At 51.1% G+C, this 17,747-nt stretch carries 22 protein-coding genes; 12 read left to right on the forward strand and 10 right to left on the reverse strand.

Features of this window, described 5'->3' with window-relative positions; genetic code table 11:
- The 4 genes from sufC to H6F80_RS18365 all read right to left on the reverse strand — a co-directional run.
- Positions 1-764: Fe-S cluster assembly ATPase SufC (gene sufC / locus H6F80_RS18350; RefSeq protein WP_190792971.1), on the reverse strand; the 764-nt coding region annotated here is incomplete at its 3' end.
- Positions 765-779: 15 nt separating this feature from the next.
- A complete protein-coding gene (locus H6F80_RS18355) occupies positions 780-1,067 on the reverse strand; it encodes a hypothetical protein (protein WP_190792972.1) in 288 nt (95 codons plus the stop codon).
- A gap of 306 nt (positions 1,068-1,373) precedes the next feature.
- Positions 1,374-2,810, reverse strand: a complete 1,437-nt coding sequence (gene sufB, locus H6F80_RS18360; protein WP_190792973.1) for a Fe-S cluster assembly protein SufB — start codon at positions 2,808-2,810, stop codon at positions 1,374-1,376.
- A 91-nt stretch (positions 2,811-2,901) separates the two neighbouring features.
- Positions 2,902-3,264 carry a ferredoxin-thioredoxin reductase catalytic domain-containing protein gene (locus tag H6F80_RS18365; protein WP_190792974.1) on the reverse strand — a complete coding sequence of 121 codons (363 nt, stop codon included), beginning with the start codon at positions 3,262-3,264 and terminating at the stop codon, positions 2,902-2,904.
- 246 nt (positions 3,265-3,510) lie between these two features.
- Between H6F80_RS18365 and sufR the strand changes: the two genes are divergently transcribed.
- The 3 genes from sufR to H6F80_RS18380 all read left to right on the forward strand — a co-directional run bounded on the left by sufR (position 3,511) and on the right by H6F80_RS18380 (position 6,770).
- Entirely contained in the window at positions 3,511-4,161 is a 651-nt protein-coding gene (gene sufR / locus H6F80_RS18370; RefSeq protein ID WP_190792975.1) for an iron-sulfur cluster biosynthesis transcriptional regulator SufR, read from the forward strand.
- Between the two features lie 17 nt (positions 4,162-4,178).
- The gene (locus tag H6F80_RS18375) at positions 4,179-4,586 is read left to right on the forward strand and encodes an NDH complex assembly factor CRR9 (protein WP_190792976.1); all 408 of its coding nucleotides are present in this window, start codon (positions 4,179-4,181) and stop codon (positions 4,584-4,586) included.
- Between the two features lie 222 nt (positions 4,587-4,808).
- Complete coding sequence (locus H6F80_RS18380; RefSeq protein ID WP_190792977.1) at positions 4,809-6,770, forward strand: calcium-binding protein; 1,962 nt, start codon at positions 4,809-4,811, stop codon at positions 6,768-6,770.
- 208 nt (positions 6,771-6,978) lie between these two features.
- Here H6F80_RS18380 and H6F80_RS18385 read toward each other — a convergent pair whose 3' ends face one another.
- The 5 genes from H6F80_RS18385 to H6F80_RS18405 form a co-directional block, all read right to left on the reverse strand.
- On the reverse strand, positions 6,979-7,497 hold the full coding sequence (locus H6F80_RS18385) for an NAD(P)H-quinone oxidoreductase subunit J (RefSeq protein WP_190792978.1): 519 nt from the start codon (positions 7,495-7,497) through the stop codon (positions 6,979-6,981).
- Positions 7,490-8,215 (reverse strand): NADH dehydrogenase subunit K, encoded by a 726-nt coding sequence (locus tag H6F80_RS18390; RefSeq protein ID WP_199296668.1) that lies wholly within the window; start codon positions 8,213-8,215, stop codon positions 7,490-7,492. The genes H6F80_RS18385 and H6F80_RS18390 overlap by 8 nt, the downstream gene beginning before the upstream one ends.
- A complete protein-coding gene (ndhC, locus tag H6F80_RS18395; RefSeq protein ID WP_190792992.1) occupies positions 8,212-8,574 on the reverse strand; it encodes a photosynthetic/respiratory NAD(P)H-quinone oxidoreductase subunit C in 363 nt (120 codons plus the stop codon). The genes H6F80_RS18390 and ndhC overlap by 4 nt, the downstream gene beginning before the upstream one ends.
- Positions 8,575-8,712: 138 nt before the next feature.
- The gene (gene trmD, locus H6F80_RS18400; protein ID WP_190792980.1) at positions 8,713-9,420 is read right to left on the reverse strand and encodes a tRNA (guanosine(37)-N1)-methyltransferase TrmD; all 708 of its coding nucleotides are present in this window, start codon (positions 9,418-9,420) and stop codon (positions 8,713-8,715) included.
- An 86-nt stretch (positions 9,421-9,506) separates the two neighbouring features.
- On the reverse strand, positions 9,507-10,520 hold the full coding sequence (locus H6F80_RS18405; RefSeq protein ID WP_190792981.1) for an NAD(P)H-dependent glycerol-3-phosphate dehydrogenase: 1,014 nt from the start codon (positions 10,518-10,520) through the stop codon (positions 9,507-9,509).
- 236 nt (positions 10,521-10,756) lie between these two features.
- Here H6F80_RS18405 and H6F80_RS18410 point away from each other — a divergent pair, with 236 nt between their 5' ends.
- Positions 10,757-11,002 carry a hypothetical protein gene (locus H6F80_RS18410; protein ID WP_190792982.1) on the forward strand — a complete coding sequence of 82 codons (246 nt, stop codon included), beginning with the start codon at positions 10,757-10,759 and terminating at the stop codon, positions 11,000-11,002.
- A gap of 120 nt (positions 11,003-11,122) precedes the next feature.
- On the opposite strand, the gene H6F80_RS18415 is transcribed toward H6F80_RS18410, so the two are convergent.
- The gene (locus H6F80_RS18415; protein ID WP_190792983.1) at positions 11,123-11,311 is read right to left on the reverse strand and encodes a hypothetical protein; all 189 of its coding nucleotides are present in this window, start codon (positions 11,309-11,311) and stop codon (positions 11,123-11,125) included.
- Between the two features lie 106 nt (positions 11,312-11,417).
- On the opposite strand from H6F80_RS18415, the gene H6F80_RS18420 reads away from it, so the two are divergent.
- From H6F80_RS18420 to psbV, 8 genes are all read left to right on the forward strand, one after another.
- Positions 11,418-12,413, forward strand: coding sequence for an ABC transporter ATP-binding protein (locus tag H6F80_RS18420; protein WP_190792984.1), 996 nt, complete (start codon positions 11,418-11,420; stop codon positions 12,411-12,413).
- 93 nt (positions 12,414-12,506) lie between these two features.
- Entirely contained in the window at positions 12,507-13,382 is an 876-nt protein-coding gene (locus tag H6F80_RS18425) for an alpha/beta fold hydrolase (protein WP_190792985.1), read from the forward strand.
- Between the two features lie 503 nt (positions 13,383-13,885).
- A complete protein-coding gene (locus H6F80_RS18430) occupies positions 13,886-14,569 on the forward strand; it encodes an FHA domain-containing protein (protein WP_190792986.1) in 684 nt (227 codons plus the stop codon).
- Between the two features lie 134 nt (positions 14,570-14,703).
- A complete protein-coding gene (locus H6F80_RS18435) occupies positions 14,704-15,207 on the forward strand; it encodes a DNA recombination-mediator protein A (RefSeq protein WP_190792987.1) in 504 nt (167 codons plus the stop codon).
- A gap of 91 nt (positions 15,208-15,298) precedes the next feature.
- Positions 15,299-15,721 (forward strand): MAPEG family protein, encoded by a 423-nt coding sequence (locus H6F80_RS18440; protein ID WP_190792988.1) that lies wholly within the window; start codon positions 15,299-15,301, stop codon positions 15,719-15,721.
- 159 nt (positions 15,722-15,880) lie between these two features.
- Positions 15,881-16,372, forward strand: a complete 492-nt coding sequence (locus H6F80_RS18445) for a YajQ family cyclic di-GMP-binding protein (protein ID WP_190792989.1) — start codon at positions 15,881-15,883, stop codon at positions 16,370-16,372.
- 22 nt (positions 16,373-16,394) lie between these two features.
- Complete coding sequence (locus H6F80_RS18450; protein ID WP_190792990.1) at positions 16,395-16,853, forward strand: DUF202 domain-containing protein; 459 nt, start codon at positions 16,395-16,397, stop codon at positions 16,851-16,853.
- A 221-nt stretch (positions 16,854-17,074) separates the two neighbouring features.
- On the forward strand, positions 17,075-17,566 hold the full coding sequence (psbV, locus tag H6F80_RS18455) for a photosystem II cytochrome c-550 (protein WP_190792991.1): 492 nt from the start codon (positions 17,075-17,077) through the stop codon (positions 17,564-17,566).
- The last annotated feature ends 181 nt before the right edge of the window (positions 17,567-17,747 follow it).

Raw genomic sequence — 17,747 nt, forward strand, 5'->3', positions numbered from 1 at the left:
TCTTCCAGCACCCAGTCGTAGCCACGCGCTTCGACTTCCAGCGCCAGATCTTTGCCACCTGTGCGAAGAATTTTGCCGATCGCCATGATATGCACGTAGTCTGGCACGATGTAGTTGAGCAATCGCTGATAGTGGGTGATCACCAGCATTGCGTTATCGGGCTTCGAGAGCTGATTGACCCCATCTGCCACAATTCGCAGTGCGTCCACGTCAAGACCGGAATCGGTTTCATCCAAAACTGCCAGCGTCGGCTCTAGCAGTGCCATTTGCAGAATTTCGTTGCGCTTCTTTTCACCGCCCGAAAAACCTTCGTTGACGCTGCGATTCAAGAAAGCGGCATCCATTTTTACCAGGCTCAGCCTTTCGCGCACCAGTTCATCAAAGTCAAATGCATCCAGTTCTTCGCCGCCTTCGTGTTTGCGCTTGGAGTTGTACGCCACTCTCAGGAAGTCAAGATTACTGACCCCCGGGATTTCGAGCGGATACTGGAACGCCAGAAATAAGCCCGATCGCGCCCTTTCTTCCGCTTCCATTTCCAGCAAATTCTCGCCCTTATAAAGCACCTCGCCGCCCGTCACTTCATAGGCGGGATGTCCAGCCAGAATCTTAGAAAGCGTACTCTTTCCAGAGCCATTCGGACCCATAATCGCGTGGATTTCTCCCGCTCGAATCTCCAGATTCACCCCTTTCAAAATGGGAGTTCCGTCCACTTCTGCGGTCAAATCCCGGACGGTTAAAATGACTTCACTGTTTTCACTGATCACCGATCGATTTCCTCCCTACGTGCCTATTAAAGATGTCCCTGTGTGGGCCAATAAATTTCCAATCCGCTTCATGATTCTGAATACGTCGTACAGCCCCTTCACTCGATTCGAAATGCCAAACTGATCAGCGATCGCATACTTCAGGCGTTCTTCCTGCACAAGCTTGACAAAAGCAAAGGGGCTGCCAGTGGCAATCATGCCAAACAATGGGGTTTTCCGCTGAGGGTTTGCCAGCCGATACGCTAGCAGTTGAGCAAATCCCGCTTCCATCGAAAACGCAACCTTTTTAAACTCGATCGCCATCCCCCAAAAGCCTTCTCGCAGCAGCTGGACATCTAGCTGTTCTCGAATCTTTATTTCCTCAGCTTCAGCACTAATTTCAACCGATTGTTCTGTCCTAAATAGGAAAGGGGGACAGATGAAAATTCGCGAGAAATCGCATCGGACTAAGAATCGAAAGTAGAACAGTTTTTTCGAGCAAAGGCGGAAACTGTCGTAGCTTTCTGTAACCGTCTCACCCTCAGAATCCTTATTTCAAAGTCCCCTACCTTCAAGGGATTTCGGGGACAAGCCAGCACCAGTGATACTAACCAATGCTGGCAACTTGACTTAACCCACGCTGTTCTCCAGCTTCAGTGCCAACAGACGATCAGCTTCCACCGCAAACTCCATCGGCAACTGATTAAACACATCTTTGCAGAAGCCGCTAATCATCATCGAGATCGCGTCCTCCAGGGAAATGCCGCGCTGCCGGAAGTAAAACAACTGGTCTTCCCCAATCTTCGAGGTCGAAGCTTCATGCTCTACCTTAGCAGTGTTGTTCTGCACCTGGATGTAGGGGAAGGTATTCGCACCTGCTCGATCGCCAATTAGCATCGAGTCGCACTGGGAGTAGTTACGTGCCCCTTCTGCTTTCGGGCCAATCTTGACTAAGCCGCGATAGCTGTTCTTGGAATAGCCTGCGGAGATGCCCTTAGAGACGATCGTGCTGCGGGTATTCTTGCCGATATGCACCATCTTCGTGCCCGTATCTGCCTGCTGCTTGTGGTTCGTCAGCGCAACGGAGTAGAACTCTCCCACCGAGTTATCGCCCACCAGCACACAGCTCGGATACTTCCAGGTAATGGCAGAACCCGTCTCTACCTGTGTCCAGGAGATTTTAGAGTTCTTGCCCTGGCACAGACCGCGCTTCGTCACGAAGTTGTAGATACCGCCTTTGCCGTTCTCGTCTCCGGCGTACCAGTTCTGCACTGTGGAATATTTGATTTCGGCATTATCTAGCGCAACCAGTTCAACCACAGCCGCATGAAGCTGATTTGTGTCAAACATGGGAGCAGTGCAGCCTTCTAGATAGCTGACATGGCTGCCTTCTTCAGCGACGATCAGCGTCCGCTCGAACTGACCTGACTCACCGTTGTTGATGCGGAAGTAGGTCGAAAGCTCCATCGGGCAGCGAACACCCTTCGGAATATAGACGAACGAGCCATCGGTAAAGACTGCGGCGTTAAGCGCAGCAAAATAGTTGTCGGCAACCGGAACGACGCTGCCCAGGTACTTCTGCACTAGATCGGGGTAGTCGTGCATTGCCTCGGAAATTGAGCAGAAGATCACGCCCTCTTTGGCAAGCTTCTCGCGGAAGGTGGTGGCGACAGAAACGCTGTCAAAAATCGCGTCTACGGCGACGTTAGAAAGCCGCTTCTGCTCTGAAAGGGGGATACCCAGCTTCTCGAAAGTTTCCAGCAGGATGGGATCGACTTCTTCCAGGCTTTTCTTCTTCTCTTGCTGCTTAGGCGCAGAGTAGTAAATGATACTCTGGTAATCGATCGCCGGATAGCCGACTTCTGCCCAGTTCGGCTCCTTCATTTTGAGCCACTGCCGATACGCCTTGAGGCGAAACTCCAGCATGAACTCCGGCTCATTCTTTTTGGCAGAGATGAGACGAATCACGTCTTCGCTAAGCCCAGGCGGAATCGTGTCGGACTCAATCTCAGTGACGAAGCCGTACTTATAGGGTTGATTAACCAGGGATTGGACGGATGCTGTCATCGGTTGTTCTCTTTCTCTCAGGTTCTCAAGGTGGAGCGGCAATTCAAGATTGAAACTGAAACCGTAGTTCCAGCCGGCTGATTAATGCTGATTAATACTGATCAGTAACTTTGCGAATCTCGTCGATCGAGATCTCCTGCTGCTGTCCGGCGAAATCGTTATCCGGCGTGAGGAACAGCATACAGTGGCATTCTTTGCGTTCACGCATGGGCACACAGGGACAGTTCCAAAAAGCAGCGGCGGCTTCTGCCTCTTTGTCTTCGTAGTGGCGACAGGGACAGAGCGGCGCACCCAGCTCATCTTTGTGTTTGGCTAACCCTTCAATGACCACAGCAGTTACGCCTGGGTCAACACAGAAGTAAGTTCCAGTTCGCTTGGCGTAACTCTCGGAAAAACTCCTCATCAGCTCGAGGTTCTTGTCCGATGCCTGGTTGGGGTTCGCGGTTGTACTCATAGGAAGGGGCGACAGAACAACAGATAGCTTCTATAATTAAAACAACCTCTGAGTTGCTTATCTCTATTGTAAACTACTTTAGCAACGAGAAAGTTGTCAAAGTCAAGCAGGACTTTTTTTACATTTTGTTTCCTTGACATGTTGCTGCCACTCAGGATGTCTTTTGGCAGCTTTGTCTTTGACAATTTGTTTTCGGACAAAAAGTAAATCAGTCCTGACCGATCGCTGAGGATCACGGGGAAACCGATGACAGCCGCGCAGCAACCCTCGACCAAGCAGGATATCCTGCATCATCTATTAAAGCAGGGACAAGCCACTGCTCAAGAATTGGCTGAACATCTTAGCATTAGTCCCCAAGCAATCCGCAAACACCTGAAGGATCTGGAAGATGCAGGACTGATCGAGCATCAGGTAATCCAGGCAGGGATGGGTCGCCCCAACTATCAATATCAGCTCAGCCATAAGGGACGGGATCAGTTGCCCGAGCGCTACGGAGAATTTGCCGTCTCGCTGCTGGATACCCTGGCGGAAACAGTGGGCAAAGAGCAGGTCAGCAAAATTTTGCGGAAACAGTGGGAGCGCAAAGCACTGGAGTATCGCGATCGCGTGGGGCAAGGTTCGCTGCAAGAGCGAGTGGCAAAACTGGTGGAATTGCGGCAGGCAGAAGGCTATATGGCAGAGTGGCACTATGCTCAGCCTGACGAGAAGAATGCTGCTCCCCGCTATGTGATTACCGAGTACAACTGCGCGATTTCTCAAATCGCTGAGTCCTTCCCGAGCGTCTGCGGGCATGAGCTAGAAATGTTTCAGCTTGCGCTGGAGGGTAGCAAAGTCGAGCGAACCCACTGGATCGTCAACGGCGAGCATCGCTGCGGCTATTTAATCCAGGAGAAGTAATTTAAGGAAACGACTTCATGTTTAGTTCCCAGCCAGCCCCGATCGAATTCCTCACCGTCGAAGAAGTCACCGAGGTCGATCGCGCTTTGCTCACTACCCAGGACAAGTTTGTGACGCGGGTGGCACTCTACTCGCTGCGAACGCTGAAGAAAATTACCGAAAGCACAGGACAGTCGGTCGAATCCGTCACGCCTGAACAGATTGAAGACTGGATTGCTCAAGACGACGCGATCCAGGAGGCAGTTGATAGCGACGGCTCGTTTCTCACTTTCTTCTCGCGCATCATGCTATCTTCCCTGAAGCCGCTGCGGCAGATAGCCGCCGAAGCTGGAACGGCGATCGAATCCTTAACCGTTCCCCAGGTGGTGCAGTGGTTTGAGAAAGAGGCAAAGCTTCGCATGAGCCAGGGCAACAATCCTGCTTAGAAATAATTTCACCGTTCCTTTATTCCCCATCGTTTGAACTATAGCCCTCCTTCACCTGAATCGCAGGAGTCGATCGTTAGGATGGTCAAGTAGAGCGGCAAACGGTGTTTTGCTTATCTTCAGAGCTAGAGCTTTGAGGATAGTACTGCTGTTGCAAGTTGCCGTCGGATCGATCAGGATGTACTGCCGCAAGAAGTTGCGAGATGGTATGGGGCAAAAGTAGTGGCTGATTTTTACGGGACACCGGGAGACGACACGCTAGTCGGAACGGCTGAAACAAACAGAATCTTTGGCGAAGCCGGTAACGACAATCTTTCTGGTGCTGATGGGGATGACCAAATTTTCGGCGGACTGGACAACGATCGAATTCAGGGCGATGCGGGCAGGGATGAGCTGTTCGGCGATGCGGGCGATGACACCCTCTCTGGTGGTACAGAAGCCGATGAGCTGTTTGGTGGGGTAGGTAATGATTCGCTGAATGGCGGCGATGGGGATGATTTGCTCTATGGCGAGGTTGGGGACGATTCGCTTTTAGGGGGAGCAGGTAACGACAAGCTGTATGGCGGCAGTGATCAAGGAATCATGGGCGCAGGGGGCAATGATTTTCTCAGCGGCGGCACTGGAGATGATGAGCTGTACGGCGTAGACGGAAACGACACGCTGAACGGGGATGACGGCAATGATTTTCTCAGTGGTGGGTCAGGCGATGACGTGATCACAGGGGGGGCAGGAATCGACACTGCCTTTGGTGGTGAGGGCAATGACAGTATTTCTGGCGGCGATGGTGACGATGAACTGCAAGGCGAAAACGGTAATGATGTGCTTGCTGGCAGTGCAGGAATTGATAAGCTCTATGGCGGCGATGGCAATGATGAACTGAGCGGTGATGCGGGCGCAGACAAGCTCTATGGCGAGAAGGGAAACGATACCTTATCAGCAGGGACGGGCAATGATGAGCTGTACGGCGGCGACGGTCAAGATGTGCTCAATGGCAACGAAGACGACGACTTGCTTTATGGCGATAGCGATAACGACTCGATGTTTGGGCAGTTGGGCAACGATCGCCTGTTGGGTGGCGAGGGCGACGATCGGCTTTCTGGCGATGAAGGAAATGATTTCTTAAACGGCAACTCAGGCAACGATACGCTGGAGGGTGGTTCAGGTAACGATGAACTGTTTGGCAGTGCAGGAGACGACCAGATCCTCGGCGGGGCGGGGCAAGATATGCTGTTTGGTGAGGACGGCAACGATGAGCTGTCTGGGGGAGATGATGGCGACAAGCTGTTCGGCAGCCAGGGCAACGACACGCTCAACGGCGGAAATGGTGATGATGAGCTGTTTGGTGAGTTTGGCAGCGACCTGCTCAACGGGGATGCCGGAAACGACAAGCTGTTTGCAGGTAGTGAAGACGATCGCCTGCTGGGGGGAGAGGGCAACGACGAACTGTTTGGCGAAGGCGGGAACGATCAGCTCGACGGGGGCGCAGGCGACGATCAGCTCTTCGCAGCAGATGGCAATGACCTGCTAAACGCTGGTGCCGGAAACGATCGACTATTCGGCGAACTGGGCGACGATACGCTAAGTGGTGATACAGGCAACGACACAATCTATGCAGGCGAGGGAAACGATTGGCTTAATGGCAACTCTGATAGCGACACGCTTTATGGCGAGGGTAGCAATGATGTGCTGCTGGGAGACATGGGCGATGACCTTCTGTTCGGCGGCTTTGGTGACGATAGCTTAACCGGGGGGCAGGGAGCCGATCGCCTCTCTGGGGATGCGGGCAGCGACATTCTCAATGGCGGTAGGGGCAGAGATTCTTATCTGTTTAATACCGATGCAAAGTTCGATCGGGCAGCTGCAGGAGTGGATCAAATCCAGGGCTTCACGCACCGACAGGACAAAATTGTTCTTGATACCACAACTTTTGCCGCATTGAGCAAAGTGTCCCGTCGCCAGTTTATCCAGAAGGGCTTTGAAGTTGTGAATACCGATCGCCAAGCAGCACGGAGTCGAGCAGCGATCGTTTATAACAGCCGCAGCGATCGACTGTTCTATAACGCAAATCGGGGAGCAGCCGGATTTGGCACAGGCGGACATTTTGCCAGGCTGACCGACGCAAATTCATTAAAGAAGGCTGATCACGGACTATTAACTGCTAGCGATTTCACGCTGATTTCCTGAGTGCTGATTCTAGAGGCACCGAGCCTGATCCCATGTTCAAAGTCCTCCTGAATTAGGGAATTTAGAAGGGCTGCAAAACCTAGAACGCTGATAGAACGCAGGCATACAAGGTAGACAGCCCTGGGAGAGGAATTTAGGGTGAGGGCAGCAATAAAAAAGTGGGCGATTAAACCCACTTGATCGTGTTTGAATCTGATTTGAAGGTAGGTTAGTAAGCGTCTTGCAGCTCGTAAAAGTCTGGCGAAATGTAGTCCTTGCGGAGCGGAAAGCCAACCCAGTCCTCTGGCATCAGCAGTCGCTTCAGGTCGGGGTGTCCTTCATAGACAATGCCGTACATGTCGTAGGTTTCCCGTTCCTGCCAGTCTGCGGCTTTCCAGACCCAGTACACTGAGGGCACGCGCGGATCTTCACGGGGGACGAATACCTTGACCCGAATTTCCTCAGGGCGATCGGCATTGTCGCTCAGCTTAGTCAGGTCGTAGACGCTCACCAACTCGCCGCCCGGTCCAGTATCATAGCCGCACTGACAGCGCAGATAATTGAATCCGTAGGCATACAGCGCGGTGCAAAACGGCAGCAGGAATTCGCGATCGACTCTAACGACTTCAACGCCAGCCCGATCGGGTTCCATTACTTCATGGTCGAATCCGTTTTCGGTCAACCAGCGCGAGATTTTCCCGGCTTCAACGATTTGCGTAGTTTGTTCAGTTTGGTTTTCTTCAGCCACGGCTTACTTCCTCCGGTTGAGTTGCTGCTTCAAGCGCAGTCGGAATTGGCATTCCCATTGCTTCCATCAGTTCCTTAGGCGGAGCCTGACGAGTTTCAGCCTGGAGATATTTTCCGGTGTGGATTTCAGATGCAGGCTTCATTTTATGGGAAACGCTGTAAAAGCGGTGCGTTTGGGCAGCCTGCGTCCGATCGGCGAGTCCTTCATTTGCAATCTTTTTCCGCAATTTGACGATCGCATCAATAATTGCCTCAGGGCGGGGCGGGCAACCCGGAATATAAACATCCACCGGAATCAGCTTGTCAACTCCACGGACGGCAGAAGGTGAATCGGTGCTAAACATTCCACCCGTAATCGTGCAGGCTCCCATTGCGATCACATATTTCGGGTCTGGCATCTGCTCATAGAGGCGCACCAGAGCCGGAGCCATTTTCATCGTGATTGTGCCTGCGGTGATGATCAAATCTGCCTGACGAGGGCTGGAACGCGGCACCAGACCAAAGCGATCGAAGTCGAAGCGGGAACCGATCAGGGCGGCAAATTCAATAAAGCAGCAAGCTGTGCCGTACAGCATAGGCCACAAACTGGAAAGACGTGCCCAGTTGTGCAGATCCTCAACGGTAGTGAGAATGACGTTTTCAGAAAGAGCTTGGGTGACTTCAGACTGTCCCACCGGGTTAAGCAGTTGGGCAGCCGAGTTTTCTGGAGAAGGAATCATGACCATTCGAGGGCTCCTTTGCGCCAGGCATACACGAGAGCAACGACCAGAATTGCAATGAAGATCAGGGCTTCAACAAAGGCGAGGAGTCCGAGCTGACTGAAGGCGACTGCCCAGGGATACAGAAAAACCGTTTCAACATCGAAGATTACGAACACCAGCGCGAACATATAGTAGCGAATGTTGAACTGAATCCAGGCTGCACCGATCGGCTCCATGCCGGATTCGTACGTGGTGCGTCGTTCAACCCCTTTGCGCTTGGGTGCAACGATGTAGGAGGTGCCGATCGCCAGGACGGGTACAAGACCACAGATCAGCAGAAAGCCGAGGAAATATTCGTAGCCGTTGAGGACAAACACGATGATTCTCGCCGCTTTGTTAGGGTAACTCAATTAATGTTACCTGCTTTTTACATTGTAGAAAACGCGGCTAGCGGCGTGGGGCAATCGAAAGCCGTTATGACGTGGATTATGTTTTGTTTAGGGTTTTGTTTCGAACTAGGGATCTGCCCCTTGTTCTTTTTCTGCCTGCCACTTCTCCCAAAGGTCAGGGCGACGATCGCGGGTTCGCTCAATCTGCTGCTGTTTGCGCCACTGGTCGATCGCCTGATGATTTCCCGACAGCAGAACCTCAGGAACTTTCCAGCCGCGAAACTCTGCCGGACGGGTGTATTGCGGATAATCGAGCAGCCCAGCTTCAAAGCTTTCCAGCTTCAGCGATTCTTCTTTGCCTACCGTTCCCGGCAGTAGGCGAATCACGCCATTGAGTAAAGTGAGGGCAGGAATCTCGCCGCAAGTCAGCACAAAATCACCCAGCGACACTTCCCGCGTCACCAGATGCAGCACTCGCTCATCCACGCCTTCGTAATGTCCGCAGACGAACACGAGCTGATCACAGTTCGCGGCAAACGACTGAAACATCTTCTGATTCATCGTTTTGCCTTGAGGCGTCAGCAAAATCACCTCTCGTCGGGGCAGCACGGGCAAAGACTCGATCGCCGCAAAAATTGGCTCTGGCTTCATCAGCATTCCCACGCCCCCACCGTAGGGTTCATCATCGACCTTATGGTGCTTATCGGTCGTAAAGTCGCGCGGATTCGTTAAATGCACAGACGCAATTTGCTTCGCCAATGCCTTACCCAATAAGCCAGAGCAAAGCGGCGAAGCAAAAAAATCAGGAAAGAGAGTAATGATATCGAAGCGCACAGGGACGATCGAATGAACTGTCTTAAAAAGTGTAGCTTGGGCGACGAGCGGCGAACCGACTCAAAATTCAACTCATAGTTAAACAGTTAAATTGTGCCCTGAATATTGACTGTCTCCGATTTCAAATCGCGTTCCATCAGCGCGACGATCGCCTGCTGAGGTGTGATCTTGCCGTTCAGCAGCAAATACACTTGATAAGACACGGGAACAGCAATTCGTTCGCGATCGGCTAGATCTATCAACACGTTCGCCGTATTCACTCCTTCAGCAGTGCTGTGGATTTCATCCAGAATGTTCGCCAGCGATTTGCCCTGCGCCAGCCCATAGCCCACGCGATAGTTGCGGCTCAGCGCACTCGTACAGGTTGCCAGCAAGTCGCCTAATCCAGATAAACCAAAAAATGTTTCTGGTTTCGCTCCCAGATGTACGCCCACCCGAATTAGCTCTGCCAGTGCCCGCGTAATCAGTGCCGATCGCGCATTTGTGCCCAGCTTCAAACCATCACAAACCCCAGCCGCGATCGCAATGACATTTTTTAGCGTGCCACCCAGTTCAGTCCCTAGCGGATCATCATTGGTGTACACCCGAAAACGATCAGACGAAAAGATAATCTGCACCTGCTGCGCCGCCGATGCATTCTCGCTAGCAACCACTGTTGCGGCAGGCAATCCCTGTTGGATCTCTTCAGACAGATTGGGACCGGAAAGCACGACGATCGAATGATCTGGAAAAGCGGTTTGCCAGAGCTGAGAAGCAGTTTGCCGGGTTGCGGGATCCAAGCCTTTTGTCGCACTCACCAGGACTGCATCGGAAGGCAGGGTAAGAGACTTTAAACGAGCGATCGTCTCTGGAATTCCCTTCATCGAAACTGCGGAGATGATTACCTTTGCCTCTGAGACGGCTTCTGGCAAGCTGAGTTTTCCCTGGCGCGACCAGAGCTGAACCGGATACCCTTTTTGAGCCACCAGCGTTGATAGCGCCCTGCCCCAAACTCCCGCGCCCAGGATAGTGACCTTGACGGTGGAACGGATGCCCTCAGAACTTGAATCTAAGCCAGGGGCGACAACAGAAATGGCAGAAGAAGCAGCTTCATGCTCCATATGAAGTCATTGAAAAATTTACTGAAGTCTCTAAAGAAATGTCTGAAGGTTGGCACTCCATCGCCCTTTGCATCCTACCAGTCTCTTTCCCGAATTCCATCGGATGTCTGACAAAAGAATGGACAAAACGATAAGCCAACCCGAGTAAAGATATAAAACATTCCACAATCCGCCGCTAAAATTTTGTAGCATTGAATACAGAAGTTTTATTGCATGGTTGAATCGGGGGCAATTTTATGAATCCCAATCTGGAATGTGCGATCGCTGAAATTCCCCTTTCTCTCTATCATCAGCCTAATTTCCCCACAGATTTTGCGCCTTCAACCTGGGTGCGGCTGACGAAATCCTTGAGTCTGTTTAGCCACGATGAGGCAATGCTGCTTTGTCAGGCTTCAGCTGAGGAGTGGGTTGCCTGGGTTCCTGACTTTGGCGAAGTGGTACTGCATTTGAGCGAGTTTTATCTGCCCTCAGACTGCAATTAAGTCGGTAGACAAAATTAGAGCATGCGTGAGTGCTGTGGTTGGTTATTCGTCCCTGGCATCGGCTGCTTGTAGTGGACTGTTTATAGTCGGCTGCTTGGAAACGATGGGCTAATCGGCTACTTACAAAGGACGAACAGGAAATGACAAAAATGACAAATAACAGTCTGGAGTTAGCAGCGCAGACATATCCAGCGGAGCCGGAACCATCTCGCCACGAAAATCGAGGAACTGCACCAGCAACAAATAGGCAATGCTGATTATTAGAGCAATTACGCCCGTAATAATGGCAACAAGCTTCGATCGATCCATACTGCCCTCACTGGATTCTCAATATTTCTTGACCTGGGTATGCTCTAGACTGACATAAAAGCGGGCAAAATAGGGGCAACCTCAGGAGAGATGCCGCAATAATCCCATGTCTGTTGTTTTTGAATCGACTGTTCAACCTACTGAATCTGCATTCAGCGAGATGGATCGTTCTGCTGTTGTCGAAACGATCGCCCTTAGAAAGGTTTATCGCACCGGGTTCTGGCTGAATCAAAAGGTGGTGACGCTGCAAGACTGTTCGCTACAGGTCTTTCGGGGCGAAACCTTTGGGCTGCTGGGGCAAAACGGCGCGGGCAAAACTACGCTGCTAAAAACGCTGCTGGGCATTATTCGTCCGACTTCGGGCACGGGGCAACTGCTGGGCAAACCGCTGGGCGATCGATCCGCCAAGCAGCGCGTTGGCTATTTGCCGGAAAACGCTTACTTTTATGACTATCTAACCGGATGGGAATTTCTGGAATATGCGGCGGGTCTGTTTCGCATTCCTAAATCCGTGCAGCGTCAGCGCATTCCACAACTGCTCGATCTAGTGGGCTTGGCGCAGTCCTCAGCGCGAAAAAAACAGTTGCGCCATTATTCCAAGGGAATGTTGCAGCGGGTCGGGATGGCGCAGGCGTTAATTAATGATCCAGAAGTGGTGTTTCTGGATGAGCCAATGTCAGGACTCGATCCGCTGGGGCGCTATCAGATTCGTGAAATTATTCTTTCTCTCAAGTCGCAGGGAAAAACCATCTTCTTTAACAGTCATATTCTCTCGGATGTGGAGAAAATTTGCGATCGAGTTGCGATTCTGGCACGAGGGGAACTGCTCTGTATCGGTTCACTTCAGGAGCTGCTCGGAAACGCCGATCTATACCAGGTTCGGGTGCGCGACGGCAATCCAGAAATTCTGCGGCAGTGGTTGCCCGATGTCGAACTGGTCGAAGGCAATTGGCTGGGACACCTACGCGGCGACCCACAGGATTTTTTGGCGAGCCTGAAGCTGATGCAGGCAGATCTGATCAGCATGAATCTGGCGCGTCCTTCGCTGGAAGAATTCTTTGTGCAGCAGCTTCGCAAACGCGGAATTTACACCAGTCAGTAGAAATCGGGATGTATCTGTAGACACAAGTTTTTCGTGCTAGCGTATCTATAGATACCAATTACATACCAATTCTTCAGGTCAAATTCTCCTCCTATGACTGCGATCGAATCAGGATGGCAGCACGCTTTTGTCGAGACTAATAATATTCGCCTTCACTGTGTGACGCAGGGCGAAGGAGATCTGGTAATTCTGCTGCACGGGTTTCCAGAGTTCTGGTATTCCTGGCGGCATCAGATTCCGGCACTGGCAAAACACTTTAAGGTTGTCGTGCCTGATCTGCGCGGCTGCAATGACTCTGATAAGCCAGCGACCGGATACGATCTCGATACGCTGACGGCTGATATTCGTGGCTTGATTGAAAACCTTGGCTATCGCAGTGCTCATGTGGTCGGACATAGCTGGGGCGGCACGATCGCCTGGCATTTTGCCCATCGCTTTCCCAATTTGACGCAACGACTAGCGGTACTCAATGCACCTCATCCCCAGCGGTTTGTGCAGGAATTGGTTGGCAATGCCGATCAAATTCGCCGAAGCTGGTATCTGCTGGCACTGCAAATTCCCACGCTGCCCGAATGGTTTATTCGCTCTAATCTGAAGTCGATTGTCAAAAACCTGTTTCAGGGTCAGGCGGTGCGTAAGAGCGCGTTTACCAGCCAGGATACCGATCTCTACCAGGCTGCGCTGGAAAAACCCGGTGCGCTGACAGCCGTTTTGAATCACTATCGTCACCTGTTTTCGCCGCAAACCTGGTGGAATCAATGGAGCCATGCCCCAACCCCGATTTCTGCTCCAACCCTGATTTTGTGGGGTGAAGATGATTTCCTGTTTAGTGAAAAGCTGACCGAAGGCATTGAACGGCTGGTGACGGCTCCAATCAAGCTTAAGTTTCTCTCGCACTGTGGGCACTGGATTCAGCAGGAAGCCCCACAAACCGTAAACCGCGAACTGCTCGATTTTCTTCAGGAATGATTAACCCCTTCGGGGAACTGTGAAGCAACCGCTCCAGCTTCAGCAAGCTTGCCAGGATAAGGCGTTTGCCGGAAAGAATAAGGCTTGAGCGGTTCAGGCAGATTGGTGCAGCTTGCTCGCCCTGCGCCTGGATTTCTTCATAAATTCGTTACTATTATTAACGTCCAGTAATTTCGCGGTTCTGAATCGATCGCTGAAACTCCTAATCTAGAAAAATGGGTAATCTAAGGCAATGGGTGAATATCATCTGCTGCAATCTATCAGGTTTCAAGCTTTGCAGCACTTCTCACTGGAGTCAGTTTTTACTAGAGTTAAGTGAAGGCTGTCAGTGTGCTGCAATTGTGCTGAATCTAGTATTTTGCTGATCCGCGATTTGTCTTCGTCTGTTCCTTAAGGCAAAGCGACCAATCCGCAAATCGGCATTCTGTTTAGCTGCTGATTCTCTTAATTCGCAAAATCTCTGGCTTTTTTCCATTCTATTCATTCATATTACCTGTCACGCTATGGTCAGCTCACATCAATGGATGTCCTATAGCTCCGAGTTTATGGACACTTATGAGGATAGTGATTTACAGCAAAAGTTAGGGCTGTATCAGGTGTTTTGCAGGCTGTATGAATACCGCCGAGAACTGCTAGACGATATTCTTAGTCTTGAAACGAGCAGAGCTTTGGGAAGTGTAAAGCTGCCCTACGTTCAAGGAGTAGTGCTGGGTCAGCCGCATCTTGTGACCAATCTTCTGGGCAAAACCCAAGCCCTGCTTCAGCCCGAACATCAGTGGCGAATTGGTCGGAGTCCCCAGCAGTCGGCAATTCCAATTGCTGATCGGCAGCTTTCTCGTGCTCATGCGGCGATCGAGTATGTGGCGCAGAAGGGCTTTTACTTGACCGATCTAGGCAGCAGAAATGGAACATTTGTCAACGGTGAACCAATTCGTCAGCCTGTTCTTCTCAATGATGGCGATCGGGTCCGTTTAGGCAGTATTAGCTTTATCTTTTTTCTGTGTGCGTCTGCTGAAGTTCTCACGTCTGATATCTCTTCATCACAACAGCCTGCTTCGATCGCCCACAGCGCGTTTTCGGTTACAAATTCGACGCCGCCGGTAAGGGCAGTTCAAGCTGAATCGGAGTGTTCGCCAAGCAGTAATCCACTGGAGGAAACTTTTACTTTTAGGCGATCGTCGGGCTAACCAAAAAGCAAACCTGGCTGATTCAGGAGGCTGGTCTAAGCCTGTGGCTTTTGACTGGGTTTCTGTAGTTGTCCTAATTTTGAAAATTACTGACACCTGCTAGAATATCGAGGTTGTTTGTCAAGATACGTCTTTTGAGTCAACCTATCGATATTCCTAAAGTTGATGAATTCTTGCAGGAGCTAGCTGCGATTCAGCAAACTGGCTCAAAGCGGATTGCATTACTCGGCTCTCGCCACGTTCCGATTACCCATCAAAACCTGATTGAGTTAATGAGCTATGCTCTGGTGCTATCAGGGAATCATCTCCTCACCTCAGGGGCAACAGGAACAAACTCTGCTGCAATTCGGGGGGCAATGCGAGCCGACCCTAATCTGCTAACGGTTATTCTGCCGCAGAGCCTAGATAAGCAGCCGCGTGAATCGCGAGAACAGCTAGAGCAGGTGATTCATCTCGTCGCGAACCCTGTTAACGATCATCTCCCGCTTGGCGAGGCGAGTGCGATTTGTAATCAGGAAATTATTTCGCGCTGTCAGCAGTTAATTTGCTTTGCGTTTCACGACAGTCATACACTGCTAAAAACGTGCAGCGATGCGGAAGAACAGCGCAAACTGGTGACGCTTTTCTATTTTGACTAAGCCGCTTTGAGTGAAAGCAGTTCTGGTGAAAGTAGAACGAAGTCTCACTTCCCTCACTATAGAAAAAATAACTATCCTTTGATTCGAGCTTATGCCTGTGCTGCAAGCCCTGCCTGTGCGATATACGCTTTTGCTTTGCATTGCGATCACCGCTGTCCTCATCTATGTGCCGTTTTTGGTGGTTGCCTATGGGCGAGTGCAGGCAGGTTTCGATATGGCAAATCCGCGTGCCTTGTTTGATAAGCTGCCGAACTATGCGAAACGGGCGACTTGGGCACATGAGAATTCGTTTGAGTCATTTATGCTGTTTGCGGCGGGGGCACTGATGGCAGTCGTGACTCAGGTAGAATCGGTCTGGGCAACCGGGGCCGCAATCAGCTATGTGGTGGCTCGATCGCTCTACTCGCCGTTTTACATTTTAAATGTGCCGATTCTGCGATCGCTGATGTTTGGCGTCGGAACGCTGGCAATCGCAACGCTGATGGGGCTGAGCTTGCAGCAGGCTGCGCCTTAGGGCTGAGTTGGCAGAGCGATCGGTAGACTCAGCAAATTTATGAATTAGACTTAAGTTTTGGAATGGCTCGACCAAATCTCTGCTAAGCCAAAATTCGGCAAGAAGTCGTTGCCTAAATTATTTTGCTCAGATTGTGGTTTTTTATTGTTCTTTTGACTCATGGCTTCTACGTATTCCTTTGATGTAGTAAGTGATTTCGATCGCCAGGAACTCGTGAACGCGGTCGATCAAACCAAACGAGAAATCGATACTCGCTACGACTTAAAAGACACGAAAACGACGCTAGAGCTGGGTGCAGAGTCGATCGTGGTGAATACCGACAGCGACTTTACCCTGCAAGCCGTTCACACGATTCTGCATACGAAAGCAGCGAAGCGGAATTTGTCGCTGAAAATTTTTGACTACGGCAAGGTGGAATCTGCTGGAGGAAACCGGGTGAAGCAGGAAATCAAACTGCGGAAAGGCATTAGCTCTGAGCTGACCAAGCAGATTTCTAAGCTGATTCGAGATGAGTTTAAGAAAGTGCAGCCGTCGATTCAGGGCGATGCGGTGCGAGTCACCGCCAAAGCAAAAGACGATCTGCAAGAAGTAATTCAGCGGCTTAAGCAGGAAGATTATCCGGTAGCGCTACAGTTCACGAACTATCGCTAATCTGTCCTAATAGTAGGAATTTGTGAGTCAACCATTCCGCGTCGATCGTCAGCGTGAGCATCAGGCAAACGAGCGTACTTTTCTTGCCTGGGTTCGGACTTCGATCGCCTTGATTAGTTTTGGATTAGCGATCGCCCGCTTTGGGCTATTCTTGCGCGAGCTTCACGAGGGCGTAACTCAAACTACACTGCCGCGTAATCCCATTAGCTCCCAAACGATTGGACTAGTGCTGGTGCTGGCAGGCATGGTGATGATTGTGCTGGCAGCATGGAGCTATAACCGGACATTTCGCCAGATCGAGCGGGGTAACTATCAGCCCAATCGCTGGATTATCTGGATTACAACCCTGGTGATGCTGCTCATTGGCGGACTAAGCTTGCCCTTTGTGCTGTGGCAGCCCCCTGCAAGCGGAGGAGCCGGACAGGAATCTAAAACATCCTACGGAGTGCGATCGAAAAGCAACTCTATTTTTCGGAGGTAAATCTTCCAGCAGCAGATGGATGAAAGTCTATCGTCATCAGTCTTTGGGAAAGCGTCAAACAGTGGCATGATATTGAATGAGCTAGCTCAATCCTGATCGGTCGGCGCAGAGCAAGCGTTAGGGTTTGTGGCTTCCCGTGTATGGACTTGAAGCAGATTGAGTCTCGCTGTGTTGAACTTTTATCAAACCCGATAACGAAGGACGCACTCTTAAGGAGAACCATGTTTAAAAGATACATCTGGGTTGTTGCAGTGACGGTCTTCCTGGCTTTTCAACTGTTTGTCGGAGGCGCAACTGCGGCTGAACTGGATAAAGCAACCCGTACCATTTCCCTAAATGACCAGGGCGATACAAAGACCCTGAGCCTGGAGCAAGTCTCTGAAGGCAAGCGGTTGTTTAACTATGCCTGTGGTCAGTGCCATGTGGGTGGCGTAACCAAGACTGACCCCAACGTTGGACTTGACCCAGAATCCCTTGCGCTGGCGAATCCTCGTCGGGACAATCTAGAGGCACTGGTGGACTATATGCACAACCCCACGACCTACGATGGGCAGTCTGACATCTCTGAGATTCACCCCAGCACGAAGAGCACGGACATCTTTCCAAAGATGCGAAATCTGACCGAAGATGACCTGGTTGCGATCGCTGGACATATTCTGCTTCAGCCAAAAGTAGTTGGCGAGAAGTGGGGCGGCGGCAAAATCTATTACTAAACTGTTTTTTTAAGCACTCTCTGAATGAGAGGAGTTTTGGGGTCGGGCATTGCCTGCCCCTTGTTTTTTGGATTTTTGCCAGTGCGTTGCGCTGCACTTTATTAAAGAAAAGGGTTGAGGGCTAATTCCCAGGAGGACGTTCCGTGTTTTGTCAGGTTTTTGGTCGAGTGGCTCAAATCAG

The sequence above is a fragment of the Leptolyngbya sp. FACHB-711 genome, from assembly GCF_014695615.1.
Classification (GTDB): domain Bacteria; phylum Cyanobacteriota; class Cyanobacteriia; order Elainellales; family Elainellaceae; genus Leptolyngbya_A.